Below are 25731 nucleotides of genomic sequence, written 5' to 3' on the forward strand. Positions count from 1 at the left end.
TTCATGAAAACCTATCAGGACTTACAAACTTTATTAAAGAAAATTGATGGTAAAGGTTATAAAGCCTATAAAGATATTTCTGGTAATTATGAGCTAGATAATCTTAAACTATTTATAGATTATGTACAAGGAGATCCTTTTGCATCTCCATCTAGAATTAGGGTGGCAATGTCACAAAAAATAGCAAAGTTTCCCAAGGAGTATTTTCAGGATAAAAACCGAAGAATAGCCACTGTGGATTTTTTAACAAGGACGTTTCATAATAATATACAAAAACTATATAAGGGTGTAGGAGGAACTGGGAAAAGTGGGCTTCTATCTATCGATAAATGCAGTCAAAAAATATTAGAAAAAACCAGCGTTATCATAGATGATAATAAGGTGGAAGCTAGAATAGAGGTGGGTTTGCCCGCTTCAGGACGTAGAGTTCTTGGGAAAAAAGCAATTTTTTTATTAACGAAGGTAATCCCCGATATCGCCCAAAAATCTTTAATGTATAAAAATATAAATACTGACAAGCTGTGGGAACAAATTCAGTTAGTTGATGATCAACAAGTTTTAAGAAAAGAGGTTATAGAAAATAATTTGATAGCATTTGTCGCTAACAATTCTATTTTACCTAGGGAAAGTGGTATTTCTGATAAACCATTAAGAACTGGGGTGACAAGTTTCCAAGCACCGCCTTCTTTAGAGGTTAGCTTTGACTTGCCTCATAAAGGTAAAGTCAAAGGTATGGGAGTTCCTGAAGGAGTAAACCTTATTGTGGGAGGTGGATATCACGGCAAGTCAACACTTCTTAAAGCTCTAGAAAATGGGGTATATAATCATATTGTAGGTGATGGCAGAGAGTATGTCGTTGCTAGAAAAAATGCTGTAAAAATCCGTGCGGAAGATGGCAGGAGAGTAGAAAAGGTGGATATTTCCCCTTTCATAAACAATTTGCCTAACAAACAGGATACTACAAAATTTCGGTCAGAAAATGCTAGTGGCTCAACATCTCAGGGAACAAATATTGTGGAAGCTTTGGAAATAGGAACGGACTTGCTGTTAATTGATGAAGATACCAGCGCCACAAATTTTATGGTGCGAGACAGTAGAATGCAAGAGTTAGTAGTTAAAGATAAAGAGCCTATAACTCCTTTTATCGATCAAGTGAAAAATTTATATAAAAAACACTCAGTTTCAACGGTTTTAGTTGTAGGTGGATGTGGAGACTATTTTGATGTGGCGGATACTGTAATAATGTTAGATGAATACAAGCCTTTAGATGTTACCGAAGCATCTAAGGAAATTGCTAAAAAATATTGCGCTCAAAGAAAAACAGAAAATAATAATGAGTTTTTAAATAAAAAAAATCAACGTAAAATAAGCAATAGGAGCTTTCCAGTTGAGAGAAGAGGAATTAAAGTAAAGTCCAAAGGTCTTAAGTTAATCCAATATAATAAAACTTTTGTGGATTTAACGTATTTAGAACAACTAGTTGATAGTAGCCAAACTAACACTATAGCCTGTATTTTTGAGTATATAGCAAAAAAAACTGCTAAAAATGAAATGACAGTAGAAGAAACTATTGAAACTATCTATGATGCTATTGAAACTAACGGACTTGAAGTAATATCTCCATATAAAGGTCATCCAGGGAACTTAGCAATGCCAAGAAAGCAAGAGGTAGCAGCAGCGATAAACAGATTTAGATTGTTAAAAATTATGTAGAGTACATTTAAAACAACCCAATAAAACTAAGATGGGGATATAAAACATACTTCTAAAATATATAGTTTAATTAAAAGAAAATTAGACTATATATTTGGAAGTGTTTTTTTATGGGAAGAAAATCGAAGCATAGCAAAGAAGGAAAAACAAGAGGTCATATATAATATAATATAGTAGATTTCATAATAAATGCCGCGAGGAGGCTTATAATGGATAACATAATAGGATTAGTTATATCAGTTGTGTTTATCTTTGCGATTATGGGAATGTCCGCTATATTAATGAAACATGGCGGTTTATCCAATGAGGGTAGTAGAAAATTCATTCATATTGGGGTTAGTCACTGGTGGATAATTGCCATGATTTTTTTTGATAACATATTTTATGCTACAATAATTCCTGTGCTATTTATTGTGTTTAACTACCTTTCTTATAGATTTCAATTTGTGGACAGCATGGAAAGAGATGGGGGTAAAAAGGACTTAGGTACGGTATATTACCCAATATCCTTATTTATATTGATGGTGCTGTCTTTTACAGGATATAGCGAGTTATATATAGGAGCGCTGGGGGTTTTGATTATGGGGTATGGCGATGGCTTTGCTGCCGTAGCTGGAAAAAGGTATGGACGATATACATTTAAAGTGATGGGAAATACCAAAACTGTAGAAGGTTGTATAGCAATGTTTGTTTTTTCCTTTGCCATTGCTTTTGTGATTTTGGGACTGTATTCAAGCGCCCCCATACCTTTAGTAGCCTGGGTTATTGCGGGTTTTGCAACTATAATAGAGGCTATATCTCCATATGGACTAGATAATCTTACAGTCCCATTATTAACATCGGGATTCTACATGTTCTTTTTCTACAACTAGGGGGTTAAAACATGATAAATTTAGTTATAGGATTTGCGCTATCCAACATAGTGTCTATACTTGCATATAAAAAGGAATCCCTAAATTTAAGTGGAGCTATATCTGCAATAATTTTGGGCACGTTGCTGTTTGTTTTTGGAGGAGCTTTTTTATGGATGATAATGATTGGCTTTTTTATTTCATCAAGTGTAATTAGCAAATTGGGCAAGCGCCAAAAAGAATTTACAAAAGATATTAATGAAAAAGGTTCCCGTCGTGATGTAACCCAAGTACTTGCAAACGGAGGGCTAGGGTTAGCTGTAGCTTTTTGTTATTACTTAACTGATGCAGAAGAGTTTTTGCTAGCCTATGTCGTGTTATTTGCTTCGGTTAATGCTGATACATGGTCATCTGAATTAGGTGTGCTAAGCAAAAAAAAACCTGTATCTATACTTACATTTAGAGTTGTTGACAAGGGGACATCAGGTGGGATAAGCAAATTAGGAACTATAGCGGCAATATTAGGTTCCAGCTTTATAGCACTAATTTTTTTTGTAGGCTATTTGTTAACATATGGTTATAATAATATGTTAATGCTAATGACAATGTTATGTTTATTGGGAGGTTTTTTAGGCTCCATTATTGATAGTGTCATGGGAGGAACTGTGCAAGGTAAGTTTTGCTGTCAGGTTTGTAATTGTATAACCGAAAAAAAAATTCACCATAATAAGCCGACAATACATAAAAAAGGATGGAAGGTCTTAAATAATGAAGGTGTTAATTTTTTCAGTGCTGCTATTTCTTCATTGATTATGGTGCTGATTTTTCAGCTATTTTAATAAATATATAATTCTTTATTGTATATTTATTATTCGAGGCATAATATAAGATAAGGAATGTGTTCAGAAATAAGACATGTTTATAAACTAGTACACTTCTGTGTACTAATCCTTTATTTTATACAAATTTTAGTATTGTGTTTGCGTAAGTGTACAAAAAAAATACATTTCTCTCTAAAAAAATAACTTTTCAGATGATAAAAAAGGACTATAAAAAGCTTTCTGAGTGGGGAAAGGGATTATGGATTTTTGTTGGCATATATTTTGCATTAAAGAGTTAATATAATGAAAATGTATGGAGGCGATAACTTTATGGAATTTAACAATCTAATTTATCAAAAGCAAGGGGAAATAGCTGTCTTATCAATCAATAGACCCAAAGCTTTAAATGCACTAAATGAAGAATTGCTTCAAGAACTAAATATTGCTATAGATAAGATTTGTGTTGATAAAGAAATAAATGTATTGATTTTAACAGGAGAAGGTAAAAGTTTTGTGGCAGGTGCAGATATTACACAAATGCAAAAAAAGACCTCAGATGAAGCAAGAAATTTTGCAGAGTTAGGGATGAAGGTGTTTAGAAAAATTGAGTTAATGGACACCCCGGTAATTGCTGCAGTTAATGGATTTGCTTTGGGAGGTGGTTGTGAGCTTGCCTTAGCTTGTGATATTCGCCTAGCTAGTTCTAAAGCTAAATTTGGTCAACCAGAGGTGGGATTAGGGATTACTCCAGGGTTTGGTGGTACTCAGAGGCTGCCTAGGATAATTGGAGAAGCTAAAGCTAAAGAGCTAATATTTACAGGTAGTATGGTTGATGCTGAAACAGCAAAAAATATAGGACTTGTTAATAACGTCTTTGAGCCTGATACATTGCTCGATGAGGCTTTTAAATTAGCTAAAAAAATTGCAGCTAATGGCTCGCTTTCTGTTAAATATTCCAAAGCAGCTATAAATAAAGGGCTTCAAATGGACTTAGACTCAGCTATGGAGTTGGAAAAAGATCTTTTCGCACTATGTTTTGCTTCAGAGCAGCAAAAAGAGGGAATGGCTGCTTTTGTGGAAAAAAGAAAGCCTAATTTTAAATAAGTAGGAGGAATGACAAAATGAAAATTTGCGTATTAGGTGCAGGTACAATGGGAGCAGGAATTGCTCAAGTTTTTGCACAAAAAGGTTATGAAGTTATAATAAGGGATGTTCAACAGGAGTTAGTGGATAAAGGTATAGCTACAATTACAAAAAATTTAGATAGAAGTGTTAAAAAAGAAAGAATCACACTAGAGCAAAAAGAAGATATTTTATCAAAAATCACTGGCACAGTGGACATTAATAATGCCAGTGATGTTGATTTGGTTGTGGAAGCTGCCATAGAAAATATGGAAATAAAGAAGAAAATTTTTTCAGAACTTGATAAAGTATGTCAAGAGAAAACAATCTTTGCGACCAATACATCCTCCCTTTCAATTACTGAAATTGCAATTGCTACAAACAGACCGGAAAAAGTTATCGGCATGCACTTTTTCAACCCAGTTCCAGTTATGAAACTTGTGGAAGTAATTAATGGTATTGCTACCTCAAAAGAAACTACAAAAACTATAATAGAAGTAAGTGAAGCTATTGGTAAAAGTCCGGTAGAAGTAGAAGAGGCTCCAGGTTTTGTTGTAAATAGAATTTTAATTCCAATGATTAATGAAGCTAGTGCTATTTATGCTGAAGGTATAGCAAGTGCTGAAGATATTGACAAAGCAATGCAGTTGGGTGCCAATCATCCAATTGGTCCACTAGCTTTAGGTGACATGATTGGTTTAGATGTTTGCCTTGCTGTTATGGAAGTGTTACACAGCGAGTTAGGTGAGGATAAATACAGGCCACATCCGCTGTTAAAGAAAATGGTTAGAGGCAATCTGTTAGGAAGAAAGACTAAAAAAGGATTTTATGATTATACCAAATAAGGAGGATTTTCTATGTTGAAAGAAGTAGTAATAGCTTCTGCTGCAAGGACACCCATTGGAAATTTCGGAGGTAGTTTAGCTAAGCTTTCTGCAGTTCAATTAGGAGAGGTAGCAGCTAAAGCAGCAATAGAAAGAGCAAATGTAAAACCTGAACACATCGATGATGTTCTAGTTGGTAATATACTGTCCACTGGTCTTGGGCAAAACCCGGCAAGACAGGTTGCTATAAACGCTGGCATTCCAGATACCACTCCTGCCATGACCCTGAATAAGTTATGTGGTTCAGGTTTAAGGGCTGTAAGTATGGCAGCACAGTTCATTATGCTCGGTGATGCAGATGTAGTGTTAGCTGGGGGTGTTGAAAGCATGAGTAATGCTCCATACTATATGCCAAAAGCACGTTTTGGTCAAAAGATGGGACATGGGCAAATTATGGATTCGATGATTCATGACGCCTTAACTGATGCTTTTAATGATTACCATATGGGAATTACTGCTGAAAATATAGCAGAAAGGTGGAACCTCTCTCGAGAAGAGCAAGATCAGTTTGCTGCTGCCAGTCAGCAAAAGGCTGAAAAAGCGCAATCGGAAGGTAAATTCAAAGATGAGATTGCACCAGTTGAAATACCACAGAGAAAAGGCGACCCGGTTGTTGTTGACACAGATGAGTACCCCAAGCCAGGAATTACAGCAGAGAAGTTGGCAAAGTTAAGGCCAGCATTCAAAAAAGATGGTACTGTAACTGCAGGAAATGCATCAGGTATTAATGATGGTGCATCTATGTTGATTGTAATGTCAAAAGAAAAAGCAGATGAGTTGGGTATTGAGCCACTAGCTACTATTAAAGCATATGCTTCCGTCGCTTTAGATCCGGCAATTATGGGTTATGGCCCTGTTCCATCAACAAAAAAAGCTTTAGAAAGAGCAAAGATTACAGCGGAAGACATAGACTTAGTTGAAGCCAATGAAGCTTTTGCTGCCCAATCTTTGGCAGTAGTAAAAGACTTAGGGCTAAACTCTTCTAAAGTCAATGTTAATGGAGGAGCTATAGCTTTAGGTCATCCAGTAGGAGCGTCCGGAGCTAGGATACTTACTACACTATTGTATGAGATGAAAAAGAGAGATGCTAAAACGGGACTTGCCACTCTATGCATCGGTGGAGGACAGGGAACTAGTCTGATAGTGGAAAGATAAAACAGTTCAAAACAGTCTCAAGTAGTTTGTTTGTAACCGAGTTAACTTGCTGTAACTCTCACTCAACAGCTGAGAAAGGCTGAAATTTGTGAGTAGTTGTCAACAGCTAGGCAAAATTCTGATAGGTTAACTATAGTCAGCGGAGGGGTGTCCCCCTTGCTGATAGAAGTTTACTTTAACTGCTTGGGGCTGTAAAAATATATTTTTATTTATAATACCTGTGAAAGAATGAACTTTCACAATTTGAGGAGGTAGTGCAAATGGATTTTAAATTACAAAAAACTCATGAAATGCTTCGTAAGATGTACAGAGATTTTACTATTAACGAAGTTACACCAATTGCAGAAGAGGTTGATGAAAAAGAAGAGTTTCCGGTTAAAACTGTGGAAAAGTTAGCTCGTTATGGTTTTTTAGGCATTCCTTTTCCTAAAGAGTATGGTGGACAAGGTGGAGACAACCTAGCCTATGCTATGGCTGTAGAGGAACTTTCCCGTGGGTGTGCCACTACAGGAGTAATTGTTTCTGCTCATACTTCACTGTGTGCAGCGCCAATATACCAGTTTGGAAATGAAGAGCAAAAACAAAAGTACTTGGTTCCATTAGCTAAGGGAGAGAAGCTTGGAGCTTTTGGACTTACTGAGCCTAATGCTGGCACCGATGCTTCAGCTCAACAAACTACAGCGGTATTGGAGGGAGACCATTACGTTATAAATGGCTCAAAGATTTTTATTACAAACGCTGGATATGCTGATATTTATATAGTTATGGCTATGACTGATCAGTCAGCAGGCACCCGTGGTATTTCAGCTTTTATAATTGATGCTGATACCGAGGGCTTCACTATCGGGAAGAAAGAAAAGAAGTTAGGAATAAAAGGATCATCTACTTGTGAGCTTATTTTTGAAAATTGTAAAATTCCCAAAGAAAACTTATTGGGCAAGGAAGGAAAAGGATTCAAGGTTGCTATGACTACCCTAGATGGGGGCAGGATAGGTATTGGGGCTCAGGCTCTAGGAATTGCTCAGGGAGCATTGGATGAAACAGTTTCCTATACAAAAGAGAGGGTGCAATTTGGAAGATCTATATCTAAGTTTCAGAATACACAGTTTGAATTAGCTGAAATGGACTCTAAAGTTGAAGCTTCTAGGTTGTTAGTTTACAAAGCGGCAAGCTATAAAGATATGGGCAAACCATATGCAAAAGAAGCAGCTATGGCTAAACTATATGCTTCTGAAACTTCCATGGAGGTAACTACAAAAGCAGTACAATTGCACGGAGGTTATGGTTATACAAGAGAGTATCCAGTGGAAAGAATGATGAGGGATGCAAAAATAACTGAAATATATGAAGGGACTTCCGAAGTGCAAAAGATGGTTATTGCAGCTAGTTTACTGAAATAAAAGAAGGAGGAGTAAAACATGAATATAGTTGTTTGTATTAAACAGGTGCCAGACACTACAGAAGTTAAAATAGATCCTAAAACTGGAACAATGATAAGAGCAGGTGTTCCTAGTATTATTAACCCTGACGATAAAAGTGGTTTAGAAGCAGCTTTAACATTAAAAGAAAATTATGGTGGTAATGTAACAGTGATTACAATGGGACCTCCTCAAGCTAAAGAAGTTTTAAAAGAAGCTTTGGCAATGGGGGCTGATCAAGGAGTACTTTTAACCGATAAGGCATTTGCAGGGGCAGATACTTGGGCAACCTCTAGCACCTTAGCGTCAGCTGTTAAAAAAATAGGTTATGATTTAATTATTGCGGGAAGGCAGGCAATAGACGGTGATACTGCACAGGTAGGCCCACAAATGGCAGAGCACTTGAAAATTCCTCATGTGAGTTATGTAAAAGATGTTAAGATTTTAGAGGAAAAAGTAGTAGTTAAAAGGGCTTTTGAAGATGGGTATCACAAAATTGCTGTGCAAACACCTTGCCTAATTACAGCGTTATCTGAGATGAACACGCCTAGATATATGTCCGTTGCAGGGATATATGATGCACAGGACGAAAGCAGAATACAAACTTGGACATTAGATGATATTGATGTTGATAGGGAACACATAGGCTTAAAAGGTTCACCAACCAAAGTTAAAAAATCGTTTACAAAGGGAGCAAAAACAGCAGGTAAAATCCATGAAGTTTCTCCCGAAGAAGGTGCTAAGCTTATCGTGGAAAAATTAAGAGAAAAATTTATCATATAGGGAGGGAAAATTAATGCAGCTTGAAGAATTCAAAAATGTAATGGTTTTTATTGAACAGCGGGAAGGCGAGATTCAAAAAGTTTCTTTTGAGTTATTAGGTAAAGGTAGAGAATTAGCAGATAAATTGGGAGTAAAACTAAAAGGTGTGATAGTTGGTAATAAAGTAAACAAGCTAGCGGAAGATGTGATTGCATATGGTGCTGATGAGGCTATCGTAGTTGATAATGAACTACTTGATATTTATGCAACTAATCCTTATACAAAAGCGCTATCTGAGGTAATTAACGGTGAAAAACCTGAGATATTTTTAATTGGAGCAACAACCATTGGCAGAGATATTGCGCCAAGAGTAGCTGCTAGGGTAGAAACGGGGCTTACTGCTGATTGCACTTCATTAGAAATTGATGATGAAAGCAACGATCTGTTGATGACAAGACCTGCTTTTGGTGGTAACTTAATGGCAACAATCATATGCCCTGAGCACAGGCCGCAAATGTCATCAGTAAGACCTGGGGTTATTCCCATGCCTTCAAGAGTAGATGGCAAAAAGGGAGATATAACACCATGGGAAGTTACATTAACAGATGAAGATATGGATATAGAAATTATTGAAATAGTAAAAGAAGAAAAAGAAAAAGTAAACATCGAGGATGCAAATGTTTTGGTTTCAGGTGGGAGAGGTTTAGGAAGTAAGAAGAATTTTGAGGAACTAGAAAAACTTGCCCAAATATTAGATGGAGAGGTTTCTGCATCTCGTGGGGTAGTGGATGCTGGTTGGGTTGATGCTGCTAGACAAGTTGGTCAAACTGGAAAAACGGTCAGACCTAACCTATATATAGCCTGTGGTATTTCTGGAGCTATTCAACATGTGGCAGGTATGGAAGAATCTGACTTTATTATAGCTATAAATAAAAATCCTAAAGCAGCAATTTTTGAAAGAGCTGATATCGGTATAGTTGGAGATGTAAACAAGATTTTACCAGCCCTAATAAATGAGTTAGATAAATAAATATATATAAATTAATGGCTGTTGATTATTCAATAGCCATTAATTTTTTATCGATAATTACCTTTTCAACAGTTAGAAGAAAGCTTATAAATTGTAATCGGGTACTAATAGTTAAATTTATTAACCCCATTATGTGAAGTATGTTTTTCTTTATTGAATATAGTATTTTACTGACTAACTAAAAGAGGTATAATAAAAATAGTAATAAGTATTAAAAAGGGGTGGAAATATTGAAAGATGATAGAATAAACTTACAAGCTCCCGAATTTCTTCTCACAGATTATTTGGTTTCAACATTAGAAAAGATATTTGACCCTGTGCCTGTACCTATAATTCTTATTGATAAAAAAACTGAAATAAAAATGATTAACAGGGTGTTTGCAAACTATTTAGAATTTACGAAAGAAGAGATAATAGGTAGAAAAGTAAAAGAGGTAGATAAGAACTCCCGCTTTCCTTATGTATTTAAAACTAAGAAAGCTGAGATTGCTTGGAAGCATAAATTTGAAAATGGACATACAGGAATTGTACATAGAATCCCGGTATTGGATGATCAAGGCGAGGTAATTTTCGGTTTTGGCATGGTGCTTTTTGAAGACCTAGAGGAGTTTAAAGATATTATAAACAAAAATAAATTGTTAGAGTCGGAACTACATTTATATAAAAGGCAATTACAGAAAATTCAGGGAGCAAAATACTCTTGGGAAAGCATAGTGGGTCAAAGCGAAAAAATGGTCCAAGCTAAATATATGTCTCGAAGAGCTGCTCAAACAAACTCCAATGTACTGCTTCTCGGTAAAAGTGGAACAGGGAAAGAACTATTTGCTCATGCAATACATAACGGCAGCTCGCGAAAACATGCTCCTTTTGTAAAGGTCAACTGTGCAGCAATACCAGCAGAACTTTTAGAATCTGAATTATTTGGTTATGAAGAGGGGGCTTTTACTGGAGCAAAAAAAGGAGGCAAAGTTGGAAAATTTCAGTTAGCAAATGGTGGTAGTATATTTCTAGATGAAATTGGGGACATGCCTTTAAAAATGCAAGCTAAGCTGTTGAGAGTACTTCAAGAACATGAAATAGAAAAAGTTGGTAGTAACAACACAATAAAAGTTGACGTTAGAGTTATATCTGCAACAAACCAAAAATTATTAGAGTTAGTAAAAGAAGGGAAGTTTAGAGAAGACTTATATTATAGATTAAATGTTATGACTATAGAAATACCTAGCTTAAAAGAACGGGAAGGGGACATTGGACTTTTAACTGAAAAACTTATTAAAAAGGTTTCAAAAGAAATTGGGAAGCATGTAGATAAAATTTCACCAAAAGCTATGGATTTTCTTCAAACCCATGACTGGCCAGGAAATGTTAGAGAACTAGAAAATGTATTAGAACGGGCTATTAACCTTGTTGAAGGAGATACAATAATGCCAGTCCACTTACCTGTGTATATAAATAAAAAAGAAGTAGCGGTTTATAGCTATGAGGGAAATATGCGAACACTTAAAAGCATAATAGAAGAGACGGAAAAAGAGACGATAGTTAGAACGTTAGAATATACAAAAGGAAACAAACTTCAGACTGCTAAACTCTTAAATATAAGCAGATCCAGTTTATATGATAAAATAGAGAGATATTGTTTAGAATAGTGTATGAAAACAAGACACGTGTAAGAAATTAAGACATTACCTTCTCGTTATTTATAATGATTAAACAGCACTTTGTGTACGAACTTTGTACACAAAGTGCTGTTTAATTTGTTTATTGGAGCATAGACCCTGGAGTAGAGGGGTTTTAGAGTTGGCATAGTAATTGCAAACTCTAATGATATATAAGATTTGAAGGGAGTTTTTATAAATGAAAGGCAAAACCATAAAAGAAATAAGTAAAGGGCAAAAAGAGTTTATACAAAAGACTATTTCAGAATCAGATGTATATTTATATGCAGGGATTACCGGAGATCTAAACCCTGCTCATGTTAACCACGAGGTTGCCAAAGATAGTTTGTTTAAAGAAAGAATTGCTCATGGGATGTTAACAGCAGGCTTAATTTCAGCTGTATTAGGGATGCACCTTCCAGGACCTGGAACAATTTATCTGGGGCAAGAATTGAAGTTTACAGCCCCTGTAAAAATAGGAGATACAATAAAAGCAGAAGTTGAAGTTGTTGAAAAAAAAGAAGAAAAAAATATACTTAAGCTTAAAACTACGGGGACTAATCAAGACGGAAAAGTGGTATTGGATGGCATAGCCACAGTAATGCCACCTAAATAGGTAGGCAGACGTCTGGAGAGGTGGAGATAATTAAATGACAACTTTTATACAAAATATTGTAGCAGGAATGGAAACAGGAAGTTTATATGCGTTGGCTGCTTTAGGGGTAGTGCTGATATTTAGAGTTTCTGCGGTTACAAACTTTGCCCAAGGAGAAATGGCTATGTTTAGTACGTTTGTAGCTTGGAGTATTTGGGGAAACCTTGCTGAGGCTGGATTCCCATACCCTTATCCAATTGCCTTTTTAGCAACTATTTTGTTTGCAATTTGCTTTGGATATGTAGTAGAACGTTTCTTTATACGACCTGCCAGCAAGGGATCTATGGTTGGGAAGATGATTGTTACTTTAGGATTGATAATGATTGTTAATGGTGGAGCAGCAGCGATTTTTGGTACAGACTCACATTATATGCCTAGAGCAATCCAAGGTAACTTAAATATCGGGGGAGTGTTGCTGAGGCCCCATGCTATTTTTGTAATGTCTTTGGCCCTTATCTTAATGACAGCACTATTTATTATGATTAAAAAAACTATGTTTGGGGTAGCTATTAGGGCAACAGCCCAAAACGATACTGCGGCTCGTTTAATGGGAGTGCCTACGTCTAAAGTCACTTCGTATTCATGGATTATAGCAACGGTACTCGGTGCTATCGCAGGTATGCTCATCGCTCCAGCTACAAATGTACACACCGGTATGATGGCCGATGTTCATTTGAAATCTTTTATAGCTGCAGTTCTCGGAGGATTTACTTCGTTTATTGGACCTGTCGTGGGAGGTTTGGCTATAGGGATACTGGATAACTTAGTAGGGTACTATATTTCCACTAGCTGGCAAACAGTAATAGTTTATGGGTTTTTAATTTTAGTTCTTATATTTAAACCCTACGGGATATTTGGTAAAACCCGAAGAAAGAAGGTGTAAATTATGGATGAAATAAAACAATCTAAAAATCCAGTAGTTGCCTTTTTTAGAACTACACCTGGACTTTATACATTGATTGCTTTAATTATGATTTTGTTTGTACTTATTGATATGAACTTTTCATTGCTGCGTTCTCGTAATGTTAGTTTGCTGATTAGGGTGACATATTATTCTATAGCAGCTTTAGGTTTTAATATTTTGTTGGGGTACGGAGGACAGATATCATTAGGACATGCAGCATTTATGGGACTGGGTGCCTATATAACAGCGTATATTACGATGCAGTTGGAAATGTCCTTTTTACTAGCGTTGTTAATAGCAGGTATAGTACCCACAATAGTAGGTCTTATTTTAGGCCTTATAGCTCTTAGATTGGAACGCTTATATTTAGCCATTGCCACCCTTGGTTTAGGAGTAACTATACAGTACGTTTTTCAAGAATGGACTGAATTTACCGGTGGTTTTTCAGGCATGAGGGTTAGTTCTCCAGAGCTATTCGGTATTAGGATGTCCTCCCATAATATGTTGATTTTTAGCATAGTTTTATTGCTACTGTTTGCACTGTTTTCTTATAACTTTTTGCGCTCAAAAACAGGAAGGGCACTAGTAGCTATGCGTGATAGTGACCATGCAGCTCAGGCAATGGGAGTGAGCATGTTTAAATACAAGCTAATAGCTTTTGCCGTAAGCTCATTCTATGTTGGTGTTGCCGGTGGTTTATATGCTATTAGCGAACGATTTGTTTATCCTGCAACATGGGGAGCGGAATTATCTTTAGATATCTTGGCTATGGTTGTTATAGGTGGCTTAGCTTCCATTGGTGGAAGTATTGCTGGTGCGGCATTTTTGGTTATAATTCCTCGTTTAACACAAGGCATACCTTTTATAGGGGAAATCATGAATATTAATTTTATTCTTACAGGATTTGCTTTAATTTTGGTAATTAGGTTTTTTCCTGAAGGAATTTTTAGAAGAGGAATTTTTATTATTACAAGCATAAAAAACAAACTGGTTTCAAAATCAGAACAAAGCAAAGAAAAAGTCGACAGTTAGGAGGTCAACTGATGAAAATTTTAAAAGTACAAAATCTATCCATAAGTTTTGGCGGACTAAAGGCTGTTGACAATTTAAGTTTTGAGGTTGAAAATAACTCCATTTATGGACTGATAGGGCCCAATGGGGCTGGAAAAACTACGGTCTTTAACTGTATTAGTAGATTTTATACTCCTGATAGTGGTAAAGTGCTGTTTTCTCCTAATGGAAAAGAAGTAGATCTACTTGATTATCAGGTCCATCAAGTTATAGATAAAGGCCTTGCTAGAACTTTTCAAAATGTAGAGTTGTTCAATAATCTTACTGTTTTAGAAAATTTGATGGTGGGGCACCATGGGAAAACCAAGACTAACTTTTTCGCAGAAGGTTTAAGACTACCCTTTGTAAATAATGAAGAAAAGCGAGTAAAGGATAAGGCTTTAGAAATTTTAGATTTTCTAAACCTTAATGGTATAGAGGGTTTACAGGCATCAGCTCAGCCTTATGGAGTACAAAAAATGTTAGAACTTGGAAGGGTTTTAATGTCTGATGCAAAACTAATAATTCTAGATGAGCCAGCGGCAGGAATGAATGATACTGAAACTGATAAATTGGCAGAAACCATAAAAAGGATAAGAGATCACTATAAAGTTACCATACTACTTGTAGAGCATGACATGGGTCTTGTTATGGATATCTGCGAAAGAATATGTGCTATTAACTTTGGTAAAAAGATTGCAGAAGGAACCCCTAAAGAGATTCAAAATAGTGTTGAGGTACAAGAAGCTTATCTTGGGAAAGGGGATTAATAGTATGTTAAAACTAGATGGAGTACAAGCGTATTATGGATATATACATGCTCTTAAAGACGTGACTTTAGAGGTGCCTGAAGGAAAAATAGTAACATTATTAGGAGCAAATGGGGCAGGAAAAACGACAACTTTAAAGACAATATCCGGACTAATGAAGCCTCAAAAAGGAAAAATAACCCTAGATAATAGCAGTATCATAGGTTTACCTCCAGAAAAAATAGTTGCTAAGGGTATAGTACAATCTCCTGAAGGGAGACAGATATTTCCCGACTTAACTGTTGAGGAGAATCTGAGAATAGGAGCATATACCAGGAAAGATAAAAAAAATATTTCTAAAACTTTTGATGAGGTCTATGAGTACTTTCCTATCTTAAAAGAGAGGAAAAATCAAGAGGGAGGTACCCTTTCAGGAGGAGAACAGCAAATGCTAGCGATTGGTAGAGCGTTAATGGCTAAGCCAAAAATATTATTGCTTGACGAGCCTTCTTTGGGGCTAGCTCCTTTAATTGTGCAAAACATTTTCAAGATTATAAAACAAATTAACGAAGAGGGTACAACTATTTTGCTAGTAGAACAAAATGCAATGAAAGCCTTAGCAGTTGCAGATTATGGATATATTTTAGAAACTGGAAAAGTGGTCCAACATAATTTTGCTTCAAAGCTGATCAATGACGATTCAGTAAAAAAAGCATATTTAGGTGAATAAACTTTAAGCCAAGCAGGCTTAGATTAAAATAATGAAGAAAATTCAAGGGGGCAACATCAATGAAAAAGCTTTTAGTAATTACTTTATGCGTAGTAATGGTAATGTCATTAGCTGCCTGTGGTGGTGGCGAAGCAGAACAAGGTGTTACAGATGACTCCATAAAGATAGGTTCTGTAGGAGTGACATCTGGACCACTAGCATTTATTGGTTCACCTTACTATGAAGGAATGACAGCTTATCTTAACACAATTAACGAGCAAGGTGGAGTAAATGGTAGAGAAATAGAACTAATCGTCGAAGATGATGAGTTTGATCCTGCGTTAGCTATTGATGGGGTTAACAGTCTAATTGAAGATGAAGGTGTATTTGCTATAGTTGGTCAACTTGGTACTCCTGGTGTGCTAGCCACTGCAGATATAGTTGAAGAGCATGGCATACCATCAGTCTATTTTGGTTCAGGAGCAGTCGAGTTAACTACTCTGGGAGAAAATTTTTTTCCAGTTCAGCCAAACTATGTTTATGAAGGTAAGCTTAAAGCCAAATATGCTATAGAGGAGTTTGATGCAGAGAGGATTGGAGTAATTTATTCAAATGATGATGTGGGGTTAGAAGGGATTCAGGGAATTGAAGAAGGGTTAGCAGAAATGGGCAAAGAAGATGCATTAGTTGCTGACGTTTCATTTGCTCCAGGAGAAACTGATTTGACTGCACAAGTTCAACAGCTTCGAGACTCAGATCCAGATGTTATCATTGTTTATACTCTTGCTGCAGGGGCAACTCCTGCTCTTAGACAAATAAACGATTTCCAAATGGTCGATATCCCTATTATAACTTCTTACTCAAATGCAGACGCTTCGTTTATTGCTGCTGTTGAGCCAACAACTATTCAAGATATTATCGATGATATTTATGTAATGGGTTGGTTAGATGTAGATGAAGAGGGTTTAGATCCGTTGGCAACAGCTATGAGTGAGTACTACCCAGAAAGCATGATAAATGCCTATACGATGGCTGGATGGGTAGCGGGTGAAGTTTTTGTGGCAGGTCTTGAAGAAGCTGGTGATGATCTTACATGGGAAGGATATATTGAAGCTATGGAAAATATCCACTTTACAGAAGGGATGGCTCCAGAGGTTTCTTATTCTGGAGGTGTGAGACAAGGAGTTACTCATATGTCTTTGAGTAACATTGTTCAGGACGAAGATGGAAACTGGATATTCCAGCAATATACAGACTTCAACGAATTCTAAAAACAAACATAAAAGCCCGATTAACTTCGGGCTTTTTTTATACAAAGCTATGTAAAGAAGTGTAGGATTTTGTGTACATGTATAAAAATTAGACACTAACAAAGTTAAACAACGTACTGATATTGTATAAAATTAGTACAATTCAAGGGGCATCTTATCTAAAATCCTCAGAAATAGTGTGGTTTATAACTGGCATGAAAATTGCTGTAAAAGTATAATACGAGAGGAGTGATTGTGATGGCTATAGTTAAGGTTAACGATATTAGCATGTATTACGAGGTTCATGGAGAGGGAGAACCTTTAGTGTTAATTGAAGGTTTGGGTTATTCAACTTGGATGTGGTATAAGCAACTGCCGGTAATTTCAAAATATTTTAAAGTTATTATATTTGATAATAGGGGAGTTGGAAAAACAGATAAGCCGGACTGTGAATATACAATAGAAATGATGGCTGATGATTTAGCTGGACTATTACGTTCTTTGAATATAAAAACAACCCATATTCTAGGCGTTTCAATGGGCGGGTTTATTGCTCAACAATTCTCTGCAAATTATCCAGAGATGGTGGATAAGTTAATACTATGTTCCACATCATTTGGAGGTCCTAATAGCATTCCCATACCACAAGAAACATTGGATATAATGATGAAAGGTGGGGGGGAGTACAAAACAATCTTAGATATTAAAAAGGCAATTTCTACTGCTTTTTATAACGGTAAAATTCCTGAAGACAAAGAAGTTTTAGAGAAAATTATGCAAGAAAAAAAGCAAGAACCCCAGCCCAAATATGCTTACCAGAGGCAGCTAATGGCAGGGGCTTCATTTAATGGTGAAGACAATACCCAAAGAATAAAAGCTGATACATTAATAGTGGCTGGGCAAAAAGATGAAGTGGTACCACCTCAAAACGCTTATTTACTCAATGAAAGAATATCTTCTTCAGAAGTAGAGATTATTGAAAAGGGTGGACATGTTTTTTTTATGGAGCAGCCTAATAAAAGTAACGAAGTGTTTTTAAATTTTTTGTTAAAGTAGGTGGTTACTAAATGGAACCCATTATTAAAAGTTTTGTAGATGTGGCACCATTTATCAATAAATTAACAACATCTGACTTTGCCGTATCGGTTTGTGATTTAAATGGTTGTGTATCCTACATTCCTTCTGATAAATTAAACCACGGTTTAAAGCCTGGCCAACCTCATGTAGAAGGTTCTACTGCTCAAAAGTGTTTAAATAAAAAGCAAAGGATAATTCAAAGGGTAAACAAAGATGTATTTGGTTTTCCATATATCGCCATAGCAATTCCTCTTTACAATAACCATCAAAAACTAGTTGGGGTAGTTTCCTTTGCAGAAACTGTGGACAAACAACAGGTTCTTATAGGTGCGGCAGAGAAACTAAAAAAAACTATGGAAAACTTAGGAATATATACAAATGATATTTCCACAACTGTAAATAATACAGCCAAGGTAGGCAGTGACCTAAATGAAGCATTTAAGCAGTCTATTGAGAAAATTCAGCAGACCGATAGGGTGTTAGGGTTTATTAAAGAAATTTCAAACCAGACTAATCTTCTTGGATTAAATGCAGCAATAGAAGCAGCAAGAGTAGGAGAACAGGGTAGAGGATTCGGAGTTGTTGCCGACGAAACTCGAAAACTTTCATCTAAAACAAACGATTATGTATTGACAGTGGAAGCTATTCTAGGAGAAATAAATCAATCTAAATCAGAAATCGAAGGGCAAGTAGAGAAATTGTTAAAAGTCTGTCAGTTACAACAGAAATACATCGAATCTATAACTGAAGTTATGTGCGATGTTACTGACTTATCTGACAGTTTATATAAACAAGCACAAAAACTAAGTGAGAATTAGGTAATTGCAAAATGCGTTAATTAAAAAAGAATAGAGCAACCGAAAATATGTAAAAATGTATTTTTAAGAAGAATCAGGTGCGAAAATAAGCAGTCTATGCTACAAGGTTTTTAATTGACATAGGTGCTGATGTGTTGTTCGCTCTATGCAGAACAGTTAACGCAGTAAGCTGCGTAATAGCCGCTAATAATATATCAGCTTTTAAAGTCTTGGTATTATAAAGCTTAGAGGATCTAAGAGACATAGAGTGTTTAAGCTGGGCAATAGCTCTTTCACATATTGTTCTAACCTTATATAAGTTACTCCATTTCTCAGAGTCTCTGGGGATAGCACAATTAAGTCTATAGTTTTTGTGTATAGGCACATAAGTTACACGACCATAAGAGGAAGAAGTACAAGGGTTTTGACAATCTAAAGTGCTTTTTTGCTTACCATTTACTCTTTTTTTTTTAGATTTAGGACACTTAAATTTAACCCTATCAGCCCTTCCTTTTTCTCTGGCAACACCATCATAATTCATTTTTAATGAACTATCGTGAGGGCATGTAGGGGTGCCATCATCTGTAAAGCCTGAAGATGGCAAGTCAGATTTACGCCTTTGGTTTAAAGGAATAATTGGGATCATATTCTTATCGCAATAAAGATAGCGATAATTATCGTAAGAGTCAAAACCAGCATCTCCAAGAAAGTACTTGTACTTTAAAAGAGGGTGCTTTTTGAAAAAGTTTTCTAAAACGGGAATAAGAGTTTTAGAATCATACTCATCTTTTAATTCAGGAGAAATGGTTTCTAAGTCTAAATCATAAAAATCTATATGTCTAACAATGCCAAGCCCGTTAGTAACAACGTTTGTTTTAAGATAATAGCCAAAGTGTCCGTTTAAATGAGATAGCTTAAACTCGTTATTAGCAGACGCCATTTTAGGCATCTTACTTGCGGCAAGAGAATGAGGGTTAACAGAGTTTTCAATTTTAGCATACTTTTTTGCACTGGTTAGAAGCGTTTCATAAAACTTAGGGTTATTTTCTTTAACAAAGGCCTCAAACCCCGTGGTATCAGAGATTAAGATGTCAGCTAGATCATCATTGATATCATGACATAAAGCCTCAGTATCATCCACTAAATTATGAAACATCTGCTCAATGTGTGGTAGAAAATTCTGTTTAAAACGAGTGAATTGAGCTGGATCAGGCAACTTATCGTCAAACCCACAAAAATCTCTTAACTCTTTGGAAAGAGCTAGAATGTTTAGAAGAGTTTTAGTGTGGGGTAATGAGAGAATCTTTTGCAAGATTAAAGCAGATATCATAGACGACAAAGAATAGTCTCTATTTCTACCTAACGATGAATAGTAAGCATCATAAAACGAAGCCGGGATGATTTCATCCACTTCTAAGAAATCGCTAAATAGCTCAATTAAGGTAGGTTGCTTAGATTTTAACAGCTCATCAAATTCTTGGTTAAAGTTAGCAAAAGAAATTTGTTCGTATTTTTTCATTGGATATTCCTCCTTTCATGTAATCAAATGCGTATTTTGATTACTATATAATTTGATAAAAAGTGGGGGGATTCCTTTGAGATTATTAATATAAAAGCTTTTATATCAGGCATTGTGAAGTTTTGCAATCGCCTATAAGTGAGAATAACTAGGAGGGAGTCTCAAATGGAGAATCATGTAGGAATTGTTGGTACAGGACTTTATATACCGGAAACTTTTATGACAGCAAAGGACATTGCTGAGGAAACGAAAGGATTGTGGACAGAAGAAGCAGTAAAAGAAAAACTAGGTATAAATAGAAAGCCAATTCCAGCTAAAGAAGGTGACGGCACCCAAGAAATGGGAGTTAAGGCTGGTAAAAAGGCTTTAGAAAACACTGGTGTTGATCCTATGGATATAGATTTAATTATATGTATGGGGGAAGAGTGGAAAGAATACCCTCTGACAACCTCTGGTATTTACATTCAAGAACAAATAGGAGCTAAAAATGCGTGGGCGATTGATGTTCAGCAGCGCTGCTGTACAACTGTTGCTGCAATGAAGATAGCCAAAGATATGATGATGGCTGACAGCAACATAAATACAGCTATGATAGTAGGAGGATATAGAAACGGTGACTTTGTTGACTATACTGATAAATCTATGTCTATGATGTATAATTTATCAGCTGGAGGTGGAGCTATTATCCTTAAGAAAAATTACGGGAAAAACGCTTTGCTTAGCTCTCATATTTTGACAGATGGTTCTCTGGCTAGATCGGCTGGTGTGGAGTATGGAGGTACAGAAAAGCCTATAACCTCAGAAAATGCTGAAGAAGCTAACAAGTCTTTACGGTTGTTTCAGCCCCAATTTATGAAAGAGAGACTTAACGAAGTTTCAATGAAAAACTGGGTTAGTTGCATAGATCAAGCTTTTATAAAATCAGGGGTGAAAAAGGAAGAATTAGGGTATCTTGCAGTGCTACATTTTAAAAAATCAATGCACATGTATATGATAGACCTATTAGGATTAACAGAAGAACAATCAATTTACTTAAGTGACTATGGACATATGGGCCAAGTTGACCAGATACTTTCTTTAGAACTAGCCCTAAAAGAGGGGAAAATAGAAAATGGAACTGTTATCTCAATGATAGCTGCAGGCATTGGTTACGCTTGGGCTGCTAATGTGATAAAATGGGGACCTGTTAACAATTAAACTTGAGGAGGAATAAAGAAAGTGAACGTACAAGATAAATACAACAGCAAATTAATCAGTTTAGAAGAAAGCTTAGCAAAAATCAAAAGCGGTGATAACATTATAACTGCTTTAGCGGCTGCAGAACCTCAACAAATACTTTCTAATTTGCATACCATATCGGAAAAGGTAAAAGATGTAAATATATCAAATTGTCTGCCGATGCAAAATTATCCTTTTTTTGCAGATGAAAAATATAAAGATAGCTTTTTTACCGAAGGGTGGTTTTACAGCCCTGGCATTAGAAAAGCTCATAAAAATGGCAACGTTTCTTTTATCCCTAACCATCTACACTTTGCCGGGACAAAAAGAATTCAGCATAGGCCATGTAATGTTTTTTTAGGTACTGCTTCTACTATGGATAAGCACGGGTTTTTATCGTTGTCCCTAAGTGCAACTTATGAAAAGGAAGTTATAGAACAAGCAGACTTGGTTATACTGGAAGTCAATCCTAACTTGCCACGGACATTTGGTGATACCACAATTCATATTAAAGATATTGACTATGTAGTGGACGTGGACTATCCAGTTGCTGAACTGCCAGTAGTGGAGCCAAGTGATAGAGATAAAATAATAGGAAAACATATAGCTGAACTTGTAGAAGATGGTTCAACTATCCAACTGGGAATCGGTGGAATTCCCAACGCAGTTGCATCAGAATTGGTTGATAAAAAGAACCTTGGAATTCATACAGAAATGTTTACTGATGGTATGGTAGACCTTTATAAATCCGGTGCCATTACAGGTACGGAAAAATCATTGCTACCTGGGAAGATGGTAGCAACCTTCGCTTTAGGTAGTAAAAAACTTTATAACTTCTTAGATGACAATCCGTCGGTTTCTATACTTGACGGAAATTGGGTAAACAACCCTGATGTAATCGGTAGAAATTATAAAATGGTTTCGATAAACACCACCTTAGAGATGGACCTAACAGGCCAATGTTGCTCTGAATCTATAGGCCATCGACAGTTTAGCGGAACTGGTGGTCAAACTGACACCGCTGTGGGCGCACAAAAGTCCAAAGAAGGAAAATCTATTATAGCTCTGTATTCAACTGCTAATGTGCGAGTTTCCGGTAGTGATGAGCGTAAGACTATTTCTAAAATTGTGCCACGACTAACCCATGGTGCGGTAGTATCATTATCCCGAAATGATGTTGATTATGTAGTTACAGAGTACGGTGTAGCATCTCTCAGGGGGACTTCAGTGAGAGATAGAGTCCAAAGTTTAATAAATATCGCCCACCCTGATTTTAGAGAACAGCTTAGAAAAGAAGCTGAAGAGCTAGGGATTAGATAAGGAGGGAAGTACATGTTTAATGCAAAAATAATCGGTAGCGGTAAAGCTCATCCATCGGTCTTACTGACTAACGCTGATCTAGAAGAAAAATTTGGTCAGCCACTTAAGCCTTCACTAGAAGCAAAATTAGGCATAAAGCAAAGATATATTACTTCTGAAACCGAAAGCTCGGCAGATATGGCTACAGAAGCAGGCTTTAAAGCTATTGAAGATGCGAAGATTGGTCCAGATGATATAGACCTAGTTATGGTTACAACAGACACTCCAGAATATTTAAGTCCCGCTACTTCTTCTGTTGTACAGGGGAGGTTAAAAGCTACAAATGCAGGAACTTTTGATGTCAACGCATCTTGCTCTGGGTTTGTCGCTTCTATGGATATAGCTTCTCGAATGATTCAGTCTGGAGGTTATAAAAAAATATTACTTATCGGTGTTTATAACATGACTAAATTTGTGGACAAAGAAAACATATCAGTTTTTCCAATCTTTGCTGATGGAGCTGGTGCAGTTATTTTATCAGCTACAGAAGAGGACAGAGGGTTTTTGGCATCTAAGCTGATAGCTGATGGAACTCAATATGATATTTTAGGAATTTATGCTGGTGGTGCAAAAAAACCTATAACAAAAGAGAGAATAGATAACAAAGAACATTTGCTGACATTTTTAAAACCATTACCACCTGATAGAAATATAAAGTTATGGCCTCCTATCATTAAAGACGTCCTTAAACAGGCTAACCTCGAAATTAAAGACATAGACCATGTGTTTTTAACGCAAATAAATAAATGGGTAATCGAAGAAGTAATGAATGTACTAGAACTTCCTATGGAAAAAACAACCTGTATCATGGGTGAATACGGATACACAGGATCAGCGTGCATTCCCATGGCCTTAGATGTTGCCTTAAAACAAGGAAAAGTTAAGCCAGGTGATAATGTTGTATTTGTAGGCTCTGGTGTAGGATTTGCAGTAGCTTGTACAGCGTTTAAATGGTAGGCATATAAAAGTAACGGGGACCTCCCTCCCGTTACTTTTTTTAGAAAAAAATATCCGGAAAGCTAGAGATTTTAAAAATTTTAAAAATTTTATATTGATAGTTTTATTGAAAAGAGATATCATTATAATAACAACTATAAGGGAGGAATGTTTGATGGAAGGAAGATGGAATTTAGACGATTTATACACCTCTTTTGACTCTCCGGAGTTTAAAGATGATATGGCAAAGCTTGACCAAAAAGTAAAAGAAATTAACAGTTGGGCAAAAGACAAGCTAAAAAAAGATAGCAATCCCCAAAAGATTTTAGAGGAGTACATAGCCCAATATACTTCAATTTACAGCCTTGCTGTAAAGCTTATGAACTTTGGAAATTTGAGTTTGAGTACTGATGCGAAGAACCAAAAGGCAGCTAACGCTATCGAAAAACTTCAAATGAAGATGACTGAGTTAACATCAGCCACAGTAACTTTTAAACAGTGGCTAGGTAGTTTAGACAACTTGGATGAAATTTTAGATAGTACAGAAAAGCTTAAAGAGCATAAGTTCTATTTCCAAGAGCTGGACCTACAAAATAAACATACTCTAAGTAAAGAAAAAGAAGAAGTTATTGCAAAAATGAAAAACACAGGTTCCAGTGCTTGGAGCAAGCTTCAAAACAACCTTACTTCTACGTTAACAGTAGAGATAGAGGAAGACGGAGAAAAGAAAAAATATCCTCTTCCCGTTGTTCGTAACATGGCCTTTTCTAAAGATCAAGATTTTAGAAAAAAAGCATATAAAGCTGAGCTTAAATCCTATGAGAAAATAGAGGAGTCATCAGCTGCAGCTTTAAACGCTATAAAAGGTGAGGTTATTACAGTAAGCAAAATGCGTGGGTTTAAATCTCCCCTAGAAGAAACCTTAATTCAATCTAGGATGGACCAAGAAACCTTAGATGCAATGCTTCAAGCTATTGAGGAAAGCCTACCTATTTTCCATAAATATTATAAGAAAAAAGGCGAGCTTTTAGGTCATAAAAAGGGAGTTCCTTTTTATGACATGTTTGCACCTGTAGGTAGTGTGGAAACCACATTTAGCTACAAAGAGGCCCAAGAATTCATATTAGAGCAGTTTGACACCTTTAGTTCAAAGCTTGCAGAATTTGCAAAACATGCTTTTGATAATAACTGGTTAGACATTGAACCTAGAGAAGGAAAAAGAGGAGGAGCTTTTTGTAGCAACCTCCACCCAATAAAACAAAGTAGAATTTTATCAAACTTTACTGGATCTTTAAGCGATGTAGGAACTTTAGCCCATGAGTTAGGTCATGGTTATCACGGACAGTGCTTATATCAAGAATCAATGCTAAATGCTTCTTACCCTATGCCCCTTGCTGAAACTGCTTCGATTTTCTGTGAGACTATAGTTTCTAATGCAGTGCTAAAAGAAGCATCTGACAAAGAAGCGATAGGGATATTAGAAGGCTCTATATCCCAAAGTGGTCAAGTAATAGCTGATATTTACAGCCGCTACTATTTTGAAAGTAAGCTATTTGAAAAGCGTAAGGAAAGCTCCCTATCTGTAGATGAACTAAAAGAAATTATGTTAGAAGCCCAAAGAAAAGCCTATGGCGATGGACTTGACCATGACTATTTGCATCCGTACATGTGGGTATGTAAACCACATTACTACTCTGCAGGTAGAAGCTTCTATAACTTCCCATATTCTTTTGGACTGCTATTTTCTTTGGGTATTTACGCCCAGTATTTAGAAGAAGGTGAAGCCTTTGTAGAAAAGTACGATAAACTTCTATCAGTTACCGGAAAAAACACTATAGCAGACGTAGCCGCTATGGTGGGGATAGATGTTAGGTCTGTAGATTTTTGGAGAAGTTCGCTAAATATCATTGCTAAAGATATAGATAAGTTTTTAGAGCTAGTTGAGTAAGCAAAAAAACAGACTGTTGACTAAGTCAGCAGTCTGTTCTATTAGGAGATAGGAGATAGGAAAGGTTCAATACATGTGTTCGGTCAGGACATGGTTAACAAAAATGGTCCAACACATGGTTAACAAATCATATAAAATGTTAGGTGAAA

The 25731-nt window shown here is 36.2% G+C and carries 22 protein-coding genes and 1 pseudogene; 22 read left to right on the forward strand and 1 reads right to left on the reverse strand.

Annotated elements, in window-relative coordinates:
- Nucleotides 1-3 precede the first annotated feature (3 nt).
- The 18 genes and pseudogenes from PRVXT_RS03515 to PRVXT_RS15045 form a co-directional block, all read left to right on the forward strand.
- Nucleotides 4-1713, forward strand: a complete 1710-nt coding sequence (locus tag PRVXT_RS03515) for an ABC-ATPase domain-containing protein (protein WP_350344306.1) — start codon at nt 4-6, stop codon at nt 1711-1713.
- Between the two features lie 209 nt (nt 1714-1922).
- Nucleotides 1923-2585 carry a diacylglycerol/polyprenol kinase family protein gene (locus tag PRVXT_RS03520; protein ID WP_350344307.1) on the forward strand — a complete coding sequence of 221 codons (663 nt, stop codon included), beginning with the start codon at nt 1923-1925 and terminating at the stop codon, nt 2583-2585.
- A gap of 11 nt (nt 2586-2596) precedes the next feature.
- A complete protein-coding gene (locus PRVXT_RS03525) occupies nt 2597-3403 on the forward strand; it encodes a DUF92 domain-containing protein (protein ID WP_350344308.1) in 807 nt (268 codons plus the stop codon).
- 312 nt (nt 3404-3715) lie between these two features.
- Nucleotides 3716-4489, forward strand: coding sequence for a short-chain-enoyl-CoA hydratase (locus PRVXT_RS03530; protein WP_350345101.1), 774 nt, complete (start codon nt 3716-3718; stop codon nt 4487-4489).
- Between the two features lie 17 nt (nt 4490-4506).
- Nucleotides 4507-5352 (forward strand): 3-hydroxybutyryl-CoA dehydrogenase, encoded by an 846-nt coding sequence (locus PRVXT_RS03535; protein ID WP_350344309.1) that lies wholly within the window; start codon nt 4507-4509, stop codon nt 5350-5352.
- Nucleotides 5353-5367: 15 nt separating this feature from the next.
- Nucleotides 5368-6546, forward strand: coding sequence for an acetyl-CoA C-acetyltransferase (locus PRVXT_RS03540; protein WP_350345102.1), 1179 nt, complete (start codon nt 5368-5370; stop codon nt 6544-6546).
- Between the two features lie 260 nt (nt 6547-6806).
- Entirely contained in the window at nt 6807-7946 is a 1140-nt protein-coding gene (locus PRVXT_RS03545; protein WP_350344310.1) for an acyl-CoA dehydrogenase, read from the forward strand.
- An 18-nt stretch (nt 7947-7964) separates the two neighbouring features.
- Entirely contained in the window at nt 7965-8747 is a 783-nt protein-coding gene (locus tag PRVXT_RS03550; protein ID WP_350344311.1) for an electron transfer flavoprotein subunit beta/FixA family protein, read from the forward strand.
- A gap of 13 nt (nt 8748-8760) precedes the next feature.
- Complete coding sequence (locus PRVXT_RS03555; protein WP_350344312.1) at nt 8761-9756, forward strand: electron transfer flavoprotein subunit alpha/FixB family protein; 996 nt, start codon at nt 8761-8763, stop codon at nt 9754-9756.
- A 230-nt stretch (nt 9757-9986) separates the two neighbouring features.
- Nucleotides 9987-11402, forward strand: coding sequence for a sigma-54 interaction domain-containing protein (locus PRVXT_RS03560; RefSeq protein ID WP_350344313.1), 1416 nt, complete (start codon nt 9987-9989; stop codon nt 11400-11402).
- Nucleotides 11403-11610: 208 nt separating this feature from the next.
- The gene (locus PRVXT_RS03565; RefSeq protein ID WP_350344314.1) at nt 11611-12027 is read left to right on the forward strand and encodes a MaoC family dehydratase; all 417 of its coding nucleotides are present in this window, start codon (nt 11611-11613) and stop codon (nt 12025-12027) included.
- Nucleotides 12028-12061: 34 nt separating this feature from the next.
- A complete protein-coding gene (locus tag PRVXT_RS03570; protein ID WP_350344315.1) occupies nt 12062-12949 on the forward strand; it encodes a branched-chain amino acid ABC transporter permease in 888 nt (295 codons plus the stop codon).
- A gap of 3 nt (nt 12950-12952) precedes the next feature.
- The gene (locus PRVXT_RS03575) at nt 12953-14002 is read left to right on the forward strand and encodes a branched-chain amino acid ABC transporter permease (RefSeq protein WP_350344316.1); all 1050 of its coding nucleotides are present in this window, start codon (nt 12953-12955) and stop codon (nt 14000-14002) included.
- A gap of 11 nt (nt 14003-14013) precedes the next feature.
- Nucleotides 14014-14790 carry an ABC transporter ATP-binding protein gene (locus PRVXT_RS03580; protein ID WP_350344317.1) on the forward strand — a complete coding sequence of 259 codons (777 nt, stop codon included), beginning with the start codon at nt 14014-14016 and terminating at the stop codon, nt 14788-14790.
- Nucleotides 14791-14794: 4 nt separating this feature from the next.
- A complete protein-coding gene (locus PRVXT_RS03585; RefSeq protein WP_350344318.1) occupies nt 14795-15499 on the forward strand; it encodes an ABC transporter ATP-binding protein in 705 nt (234 codons plus the stop codon).
- 59 nt (nt 15500-15558) lie between these two features.
- Nucleotides 15559-16749, forward strand: a complete 1191-nt coding sequence (locus tag PRVXT_RS03590) for an ABC transporter substrate-binding protein (protein WP_350344319.1) — start codon at nt 15559-15561, stop codon at nt 16747-16749.
- 237 nt (nt 16750-16986) lie between these two features.
- Entirely contained in the window at nt 16987-17784 is a 798-nt protein-coding gene (locus PRVXT_RS03595; RefSeq protein ID WP_350344320.1) for an alpha/beta fold hydrolase, read from the forward strand.
- A gap of 518 nt (nt 17785-18302) precedes the next feature.
- Nucleotides 18303-18623, forward strand: a pseudogene (locus PRVXT_RS15045) (methyl-accepting chemotaxis protein); the annotation flags it as partial.
- A gap of 94 nt (nt 18624-18717) precedes the next feature.
- Here the strand turns inward: PRVXT_RS15045 and PRVXT_RS03605 are convergent.
- Nucleotides 18718-20121, reverse strand: a complete 1404-nt coding sequence (locus PRVXT_RS03605) for a transposase (RefSeq protein WP_350343545.1) — start codon at nt 20119-20121, stop codon at nt 18718-18720.
- Between the two features lie 165 nt (nt 20122-20286).
- Here PRVXT_RS03605 and PRVXT_RS03610 point away from each other — a divergent pair, with 165 nt between their 5' ends.
- From PRVXT_RS03610 to PRVXT_RS03625, 4 genes are all read left to right on the forward strand, one after another.
- Nucleotides 20287-21318: a 3-oxoacyl-ACP synthase gene (locus PRVXT_RS03610; RefSeq protein WP_350344322.1), complete on the forward strand. Its 1032-nt coding sequence runs from the start codon at nt 20287-20289 to the stop codon at nt 21316-21318.
- A 21-nt stretch (nt 21319-21339) separates the two neighbouring features.
- Nucleotides 21340-22659, forward strand: coding sequence for an acetyl-CoA hydrolase/transferase family protein (locus tag PRVXT_RS03615; protein ID WP_350344323.1), 1320 nt, complete (start codon nt 21340-21342; stop codon nt 22657-22659).
- 12 nt (nt 22660-22671) lie between these two features.
- The gene (locus PRVXT_RS03620) at nt 22672-23655 is read left to right on the forward strand and encodes a 3-oxoacyl-ACP synthase III family protein (RefSeq protein ID WP_350344324.1); all 984 of its coding nucleotides are present in this window, start codon (nt 22672-22674) and stop codon (nt 23653-23655) included.
- 154 nt (nt 23656-23809) lie between these two features.
- Nucleotides 23810-25582, forward strand: a complete 1773-nt coding sequence (locus PRVXT_RS03625; protein ID WP_350344325.1) for a M3 family oligoendopeptidase — start codon at nt 23810-23812, stop codon at nt 25580-25582.
- Nucleotides 25583-25731 lie beyond the last annotated feature (149 nt).

The sequence above is a fragment of the Proteinivorax tanatarense genome (assembly GCF_040267685.1).
In the GTDB taxonomy this organism is placed as follows: Bacteria; Bacillota; Proteinivoracia; order Proteinivoracales; family Proteinivoracaceae; genus Proteinivorax; species Proteinivorax tanatarense.

Bases quoted from the DNA above. Each gene is read 5' to 3' on its own strand.
- PRVXT_RS03610 (WP_350344322.1), top strand. From the start codon at position 20,287: ATGGAGAATCATGTAGGAATTGTTGGTACAGGACTTTATATACCGGAA.
- PRVXT_RS03535 (WP_350344309.1), top strand. From the start codon at position 4,507: ATGAAAATTTGCGTATTAGGTGCAGGTACAATGGGAGCAGGAATTGCT.
- PRVXT_RS03580 (WP_350344317.1), top strand. From the start codon at position 14,014: ATGAAAATTTTAAAAGTACAAAATCTATCCATAAGTTTTGGCGGACTA.
- PRVXT_RS03515 (WP_350344306.1), top strand. From the start codon at position 4: ATGAAAACCTATCAGGACTTACAAACTTTATTAAAGAAAATTGATGGT.
- PRVXT_RS03575 (WP_350344316.1), top strand. From the start codon at position 12,953: ATGGATGAAATAAAACAATCTAAAAATCCAGTAGTTGCCTTTTTTAGA.
- PRVXT_RS03565 (WP_350344314.1), top strand. From the start codon at position 11,611: ATGAAAGGCAAAACCATAAAAGAAATAAGTAAAGGGCAAAAAGAGTTT.
- PRVXT_RS03530 (WP_350345101.1), top strand. From the start codon at position 3,716: ATGGAATTTAACAATCTAATTTATCAAAAGCAAGGGGAAATAGCTGTC.
- PRVXT_RS03545 (WP_350344310.1), top strand. From the start codon at position 6,807: ATGGATTTTAAATTACAAAAAACTCATGAAATGCTTCGTAAGATGTAC.
- PRVXT_RS03525 (WP_350344308.1), top strand. From the start codon at position 2,597: ATGATAAATTTAGTTATAGGATTTGCGCTATCCAACATAGTGTCTATA.
- PRVXT_RS03570 (WP_350344315.1), top strand. From the start codon at position 12,062: ATGACAACTTTTATACAAAATATTGTAGCAGGAATGGAAACAGGAAGT.
- PRVXT_RS03620 (WP_350344324.1), top strand. From the start codon at position 22,672: ATGTTTAATGCAAAAATAATCGGTAGCGGTAAAGCTCATCCATCGGTC.
- PRVXT_RS03550 (WP_350344311.1), top strand. From the start codon at position 7,965: ATGAATATAGTTGTTTGTATTAAACAGGTGCCAGACACTACAGAAGTT.
- PRVXT_RS03590 (WP_350344319.1), top strand. From the start codon at position 15,559: ATGAAAAAGCTTTTAGTAATTACTTTATGCGTAGTAATGGTAATGTCA.
- PRVXT_RS03605 (WP_350343545.1), bottom strand. From the start codon at position 20,121: ATGAAAAAATACGAACAAATTTCTTTTGCTAACTTTAACCAAGAATTT.
- PRVXT_RS03585 (WP_350344318.1), top strand. From the start codon at position 14,795: ATGTTAAAACTAGATGGAGTACAAGCGTATTATGGATATATACATGCT.
- PRVXT_RS03555 (WP_350344312.1), top strand. From the start codon at position 8,761: ATGCAGCTTGAAGAATTCAAAAATGTAATGGTTTTTATTGAACAGCGG.
- PRVXT_RS03625 (WP_350344325.1), top strand. From the start codon at position 23,810: ATGGAAGGAAGATGGAATTTAGACGATTTATACACCTCTTTTGACTCT.
- PRVXT_RS03520 (WP_350344307.1), top strand. From the start codon at position 1,923: ATGGATAACATAATAGGATTAGTTATATCAGTTGTGTTTATCTTTGCG.
- PRVXT_RS03595 (WP_350344320.1), top strand. From the start codon at position 16,987: ATGGCTATAGTTAAGGTTAACGATATTAGCATGTATTACGAGGTTCAT.